Here is a 6,239-nt window from a genome sequence, read left to right as displayed (position 1 = left end):
TGAATCGCCCCGAGTTCATCGGAGACCAGTTTGTTTAAGTCAGGCCACTTTACCTGACTCGTTTAAATTATCATAGTAGTCTGTTTCATATTGAGCTGGTGAAATATACCCAATTGAAGATAATAAGCGTTGATTATTAAACCAATTGACCCACTCTAACGTTGCGTATTCAACAGCATCAACATTCTTCCACGGGCCATTTCTGCGAATAATCTCTGTTTTAAATAATCCATTTATTGTTTCAGCCAATGCATTGTCATAAGAGTCACCCACACTGCCTACAGACGCTTGAATTCCAGCTTCAGCAAGTCGCTCAGTGTATCGTATAGACAAATATTGGCTGCCTCTGTCGCTGTGGTGAATTAACCCTTCGGGGTTGCCACGATGCCAAATAGCTTGCTCTAACGCATCAAGAATAAGCTCTGTGTGCATTGTCGTTGATACACGCCAACCTACAATGTATCGTGAAAAAACATCTATCACGAAAGCGACATAAACAAACCCACTCCATGTGGCAACATAGGTGATGTCAGCTACCCAAAGTTGATTTGGCTGCTCAGCAGTAAATTGACGATTAACTAAATCAAGTGGCTTATCTTGTTGCTCGTCAGGTATCGTTGTCTTATGTGCTTTACCCCGACGAACACCTTGAATTCCCATAACTCGCATCAATCGTTCGACTGTACAGCGGGCGACTTGATGGTCGTCAAGCTGTAGCTGCTTCCATATTTTTCTTGCACCATAAACTGACATATTATCCTCCCACACTTCGCGAATGAGTATTATCAGCTCAGCATCACGCTTTTTGCGGTTAGACAGTCGCTCAGGCTCTCTTTGTATCTGTTTATGAGAATAATACGTTGATGGTGCAATCGGCAATTCCTTGCAAATTGACTCGACACCGTAATGCTCTCTGCAAGCATCAATAAAATCCACTATTACTTCTGTTTGCGGTCGAGCTCCGCTTGGGCGAAAAAAGCGGCAGCTTGCCTCAGGATATCATTCGTTCGCTTGAGCTCTTTATTCTCGCGCTCTAAGACGGCAAGGCGTTCTTCAGTTGATTGCGTATTAGAAGAGGGTTTAGACGGTTGAGCTTGAGATTTCTTGACCCATGCTCTAAGTGTTTCTGGGGTACATCCCAGTTTATCTGAAATCGATACTAGCGCAGCCCAAAGAGAAGGGTATTCATGCTGTTGTGTGGTAACAAGCCTAATTGCACGTTCACGAAATTCTGATGTATAGCGATTTGATTTTTTCATAGTTCCAGTTTCTCAAGTTATTGAGTCTCTGGCAAACACGGGGCGATTCATTATTAAGAAAACAGGAGTGACACATGACTCAATCTTTCGACTTCAGCAAAGCATTAGCTGAACTTCAAGCTGGTAAAGGTCTTACTGGCGAAGACGGTGTTCTAACACCATTAATCAAACAACTCACCGAAGCGGCTCTTAAAGCTGAATTAGAGCAGCATTTAGAATCTGAGACCGAAGTTAACCGTAAAAATGGTTCAACCAAAAAAACAGTTAAGTCATCCATAGGTCAATTCGAACTTGAAACGCCCAGAGACCGTTCAGGTTCGTTTGAACCTCAGCTTGTTAAAAAGAACCAAACCAAGTTAACGCCTGAAATTGATGAGAAAATTCTATCTATGTTTGCTTTAGGTATGAGCTACCGAGATATTCGAGGCCACATACAGGATATGTATGGCGTTGAAGTATCAGAGGCCACCATCACTGCCGTAACAGACCAACTGATACCAGAGCTTAAAGCATGGCAAGCGCGCAGCTTAGACACGCTTTACCCGTTTATCTGGCTTGATGCCATTCATTATAAGATTAAAGAAAATGGGCGCTACGTGAGTAAGGCTATTTATACCGTACTAGGTGTCAATATCGAGGGCCGCAAAGAGTTACTTGGTTTATATGTCTCTGAAAGTGAAGGGGCTAACTATTGGTTATCAGTATTAACAGATTTACATAATCGTGGTGTATCCGATATTTTAATTGCCTGTGTTGATGGACTAAAAGGTTTCCCTGAAGCAATAGCAACAATCTATCCTGACGCCGAAGTACAGGAGTGCGTTATTCATCAAATTCGTAATTCGATGAAGTATGTTGCTTCAAAGCACCAAAAAGAGTTTATGACTGACTTGAAACCCGTTTATAAGGCTGCCACTAAAGATGCAGCAGAAGCCGCTCTTACCGAGTTAGATGCCAAATGGGGCAAGTTATACCCTATCATTATCGAGTCTTGGCGTCGTAAGTGGGGCAATCTGTCGGTTTACTTCAAGTATCCAGATTACGTGCGTAAAGCTATTTATACCACAAATGCAATTGAAGCTGTACATCGCCAGTTTAGACGACTCACCAAGACTAAGGGAGCATTCCCTAATGAAAACAGCTTGATGAAATTATTGTATACAGGCATATTAAATGCCTCGAAGAAATGGACAATGCCAATCCATAATTGGAATCTGACATTGTCGCAATTGGCCATCCACTTCGAAGGTAGGTTAGATGGTGTGCTAGATATTTAGCAACTTAGGCTGACACAGAATTCTGAACGCCCTCACTAATTTAGGATAATCATAAGATCTTGTGTGATTTTTAATTTAAAAGGCTAATTATTAATACCTTAATAATTAGCTTTACTATTTATATAATGACTTTGTGAAATATAATATCACGGTTTCTTTTCCATAAAATAATTATTTAGTATCGACAAATTGTTACCTATAAAATATTTCATTCACTAAAATTTTTATCAAGTTTATCAACTAGGGTGCGAAAGTCACTAGTTAAAATTTCCTTTGAATTTGGAGCTAGCACTATTGCTTGTGAAAAATACTTATTTTTAAGTAGTCCATCACTATTTTTTTCATGTAATAGACCAATTCGGAAGTAAGTTAAAGCAAGGTTTAAGTTTGTTCCTTCAATTGAAAGCTCATCTGGGCCAATAAACTCTAATAAACGAGCTAGTGAGTTCAATGCATATAAACCGGTGGCAGTATCATTAAACAAATAAGCTTTATGGGCTTCATTAATTTCATTTTTTAAATATGAAGATGTTGAGCTATTTGCAAACACATTACTTATGGATAGGGTGAAAAATATGAAAAACGTCAATATTTTGAAAGTAGTCACTTTTTATTCCTTTAAATAATTAACAGTATTTAAAACATACAAGGTTGTATGTGATTTTACAACTTTAAATACACAACCCATAAATTACGGTACGTAATATTAAAGAAAAGGGCGAAAAGCCCTTTTTTATTAATTGGTTAGTGCTACTGTCTACATTGACAGTTTGGCATTAGTGGTACATAGGGTCGCAAGCTTCAACATACTTTAATTCATTTTCCTTGGTTCTATTATTTACATATAAATTAGTAAATAAATCACATACACCAAGTAGCTCTTGAAATTTTTCTTCACCATATTTATTTTTTAAACTTTCTATATAGGCGTCTCGAAGTTTATGTAGTTGCTCACCTTGTTCCTTTTTATGTTTTTCCATAGCAACCTCTAAGTTGTATGAAAAAGTTTCCTCTTTAGGTATGTTTTCAAAACTGTTTAAATTAGTTGATTTAGTGCGTAATTTATTTGCAAAAAATAAAGCTACCGATAATACAATAAATATTATTATAAGAATTTTTAAATTATTCATACTAACTCCCTGTGCGCTCTGAGATTTCACCAATTATATCTAAAAGTTGGTTTTGTAGGTCAGATAAATATACATCTTGTGTTTTATATTGTTCCTTAAGTGTTTTGTACATATTTTCAGATTTCCTTGCTGACCATTTGTATCGGTGAACTAGTTGAACATCGGATGGTTTAACTTTGCCCCAAGGTGTGGACATTGTGTTGTCGTGATAGGAAATTCTACAATCCGCCCACGGGCCAGTCGGAGGTAAGTAACCGCGGTGAATAATTGAGATCAATTTCTCGATTGGTTTAGATGCTTTATTTGCTTTCACGTACCGCCTTACCTGACGTTCACTAACACCTAATTCTTTAGCTCCTTTTGCATAGTCATAACCGAATAATGACAAAAATTGCAATTTAAAGTTTCCCATTGTGATTTACTCCTTTATTAAAAATCACAATGAGAACTTGATTTAGGTGTTAATCTCAGGTTCGTCATTATCTGAATTTCCGTAATTGTTTATCAAGGGCGCAAGCGCGGGTTATGTGTAACTAAATAAATGATTTACGCTGCGCTTGGTTACGACCGATGAACAGCAATGCTAAATTAATATGAATGTGCGGTCTACATGGCTGCGCCATAAAAATGCTGGCACATTTGATTGCAAAATGTATGTTTTCGCCTGGCTTTACTATGTGGTTTTGATTGCAAAATTTACTCTGCCGGTTTATCCTGGCTGTTCATTATGATTGCAAAGGATACTAAAATGGCTATTACATACCGCCCAAATGATGAAGTTATTAATGAACTTGAACGCCTAAAGGATAGGCTAAATATTAATACTTCGACTAAGTTAATTGATTTTTTAATACTCGAATATCAAAAAACACAAACGGAAATTAGTAATTTAAAGGCTGATAATTACCGATTGGGTAATGAACTTGATAATAAAAACGATGCTATTGATAATTTTAAGCAAGCTTTCGACAATCTAATTAAATAGCCTTTTTCATGCGGCCAGTTATGATACTGCGAGCCATAAAAGGTATATGGTCAGGGTTATCAATTAAAAACTCTACCATCTGTTTTATCTCAATTTCTGAGTCATCAGGTATCCAAAGGATTATTTTTTTTAACCCTTTTCCTTTTTGCTTTTGTTCGTACTTTTGATTTCTAGTCATAGTGTCACCAGTGACGGCATCTGATTTGTGAATATTTAAACGCCAGCCTACGGTTTCAACAAGTTGAAAAGCGTAGGTTCTGGCGTTTATTCTTGGGTGTATAAATCTTGGTAAGATTCGTCAGGGATATTATTAAATATTTTACCTATTGGTTTATAACGGAAAACTGCTGCCAAAGTATCCCCTCTAAATGCCTCAATACCTAGAGTGCTTTTCTTTAAACGATAACCAAGCATCAACAATTCATCACGGGTGAATTTATCAAGTATCTGTTTATTTGAGTTTTCAATAACCAGTAATAAATCAACAACACGCCCTTTGTAAATTTCTTCGTAAGTTATAAGTGCAGAGTTATTTTGTATGGTCTGCCTTATATTTTCATATGGGTCTGAACTATAGCGAACAGGAGTATTTTCAGATTTAGCACTTTTAGGTTTTTGCTTAATTGGGGTTTGTATTTGCTCCCTACTTTCAACTTTTGCAACGGGCCCGTTAATAGGTTCTTTAACCGGCTGCTTAACAACTTGAGAATCACCATTAAAAAAACCTACTAAGTAATAAAGAGCAAAAGCTATAACACCAATAAATATTGGTATATAAAACATGAACTGTTTAGTTTTGAATATATTCACACGGTCATCACTATAAACGTCAGTATTACCCGTTGTTTGTTGGTGACTAAGGTATGAACCAAAATATTTGCTGTCGTAAGTGTCTGTACCAGACTTTACTTTTTTAAATACAACATCGCCTTTAGCGCCATTAATTGAACCTTGGTACATTTCCCATTTATATTTTTTATCCATGCCCAACATAGATAATTTTAAAAATGTAATTTTACGTTCAATTCGGCGTTTCCATGTAGTGTGACAATCTGCAAGAGCTTGACCCATGCAGATAATATCCATACCCCTATGCCTATGCTCAGCGATAAACTGTGTCATTTCATCAGATAATTTTTGTCGGCCACTTGGGAAAAAGTTTTGTAGCTCATCAAGCACAAGTAAGCTGTCATTTTCTACCAAATCGTAAACAGTGTGAACCTGCTCCTCTGTTATTTCCGTATATAAATCCTTTAGTTCATCAACTGTTTTACCAGTCAATTCACTTACTTTTTCGTGGTTAAAACCATTTAAACGGGCATAGACTTTACGCCCTTTTTGTAAGCTGGGAATTATATGTTTAACGAGTGCTTCATAACTTTTACCGGAGCCGGGCAAACCTTCGTGAAATATAATCATATTTTTACCACTGGAATAAAGTTAAAACTTTTCTAGTTAGACGGAAAGTGTAGCCGATACCGATGATACCCAAAGCAGCATCAAAACCAGTTGCACCGAGTAAGTAACCAACATCAGCAGGAATAGCACTACTAAATTGACTAATACCACCTGATATAAATTGCGGCGG

Annotated in this window: 8 protein-coding genes and 1 other annotated feature; of the genes, 2 read left to right on the top strand and 6 right to left on the bottom strand. The window is 37.1% G+C overall.

Annotation, left to right across the window (positions count from 1 at the left end; all coding sequences use genetic code 11):
• Positions 1-39: 39 nt before the first annotated feature.
• A protein-coding gene (locus L650_RS0102295; protein WP_223230517.1) for an IS3 family transposase occupies positions 40-1,259 on the bottom strand; the annotation gives its coding sequence in 2 pieces (ribosomal slippage) (positions 40-971 and positions 971-1,259; 1,221 coding nt in all).
• Positions 865-981: a sequence feature (AL1L pseudoknot), on the bottom strand. Its footprint overlaps the gene before it by 117 nt.
• Positions 1,260-1,333: 74 nt before the next feature.
• On the opposite strand from L650_RS0102295, the gene L650_RS0102285 reads away from it, so the two are divergent.
• Positions 1,334-2,536, top strand: coding sequence for an IS256 family transposase (locus tag L650_RS0102285; RefSeq protein WP_029772037.1), 1,203 nt, complete (start codon positions 1,334-1,336; stop codon positions 2,534-2,536).
• A gap of 208 nt (positions 2,537-2,744) precedes the next feature.
• Here the strand turns inward: L650_RS0102285 and L650_RS0102280 are convergent, their stop codons facing one another.
• From L650_RS0102280 to L650_RS23495, 3 genes are all read right to left on the bottom strand, one after another.
• Positions 2,745-3,143 carry a hypothetical protein gene (locus L650_RS0102280; protein WP_128081036.1) on the bottom strand — a complete coding sequence of 133 codons (399 nt, stop codon included), beginning with the start codon at positions 3,141-3,143 and terminating at the stop codon, positions 2,745-2,747.
• Between the two features lie 169 nt (positions 3,144-3,312).
• Positions 3,313-3,666, bottom strand: a complete 354-nt coding sequence (locus tag L650_RS0102275) for a hypothetical protein (RefSeq protein ID WP_029772036.1) — start codon at positions 3,664-3,666, stop codon at positions 3,313-3,315.
• A gap of 1 nt (position 3,667) precedes the next feature.
• Positions 3,668-4,078 carry a hypothetical protein gene (locus L650_RS23495; protein WP_085065403.1) on the bottom strand — a complete coding sequence of 137 codons (411 nt, stop codon included), beginning with the start codon at positions 4,076-4,078 and terminating at the stop codon, positions 3,668-3,670.
• A 336-nt stretch (positions 4,079-4,414) separates the two neighbouring features.
• Here L650_RS23495 and L650_RS0102265 point away from each other — a divergent pair, with 336 nt between their 5' ends.
• Positions 4,415-4,651: a hypothetical protein gene (locus L650_RS0102265; protein WP_029772035.1), complete on the top strand. Its 237-nt coding sequence runs from the start codon at positions 4,415-4,417 to the stop codon at positions 4,649-4,651.
• On the opposite strand, the gene L650_RS0102260 is transcribed toward L650_RS0102265, so the two are convergent.
• Both L650_RS0102260 and L650_RS0102255 read right to left on the bottom strand, forming a co-directional pair.
• Positions 4,644-4,829 carry a hypothetical protein gene (locus L650_RS0102260; protein ID WP_029772034.1) on the bottom strand — a complete coding sequence of 62 codons (186 nt, stop codon included), beginning with the start codon at positions 4,827-4,829 and terminating at the stop codon, positions 4,644-4,646. The genes L650_RS0102265 and L650_RS0102260 overlap by 8 nt on opposite strands.
• Before the next feature lie 86 nt (positions 4,830-4,915).
• On the bottom strand, positions 4,916-6,070 hold the full coding sequence (locus L650_RS0102255) for a zonular occludens toxin domain-containing protein (protein WP_085065402.1): 1,155 nt from the start codon (positions 6,068-6,070) through the stop codon (positions 4,916-4,918).
• Positions 6,071-6,239: the final 169 nt, after the last annotated feature.

Source organism: Pseudoalteromonas sp. TB51 (assembly GCF_000498055.1).
Taxonomy (GTDB): domain Bacteria; phylum Pseudomonadota; class Gammaproteobacteria; order Enterobacterales; family Alteromonadaceae; genus Pseudoalteromonas; species Pseudoalteromonas atlantica.
This window is presented reverse-complemented; position numbering and strand designations above follow the sequence as displayed.

Coding starts and splice junctions, on each gene's coding strand:
- L650_RS0102255 (WP_085065402.1), bottom strand. CDS start 6,070: ATGATTATATTTCACGAAGGTTTGCCCGGCTCCGGTAAAAGTTATGAA.
- L650_RS0102265 (WP_029772035.1), top strand. CDS start 4,415: ATGGCTATTACATACCGCCCAAATGATGAAGTTATTAATGAACTTGAA.
- L650_RS0102260 (WP_029772034.1), bottom strand. CDS start 4,829: ATGACTAGAAATCAAAAGTACGAACAAAAGCAAAAAGGAAAAGGGTTA.
- L650_RS23495 (WP_085065403.1), bottom strand. CDS start 4,078: ATGGGAAACTTTAAATTGCAATTTTTGTCATTATTCGGTTATGACTAT.
- L650_RS0102275 (WP_029772036.1), bottom strand. CDS start 3,666: ATGAATAATTTAAAAATTCTTATAATAATATTTATTGTATTATCGGTA.
- L650_RS0102285 (WP_029772037.1), top strand. CDS start 1,334: ATGACTCAATCTTTCGACTTCAGCAAAGCATTAGCTGAACTTCAAGCT.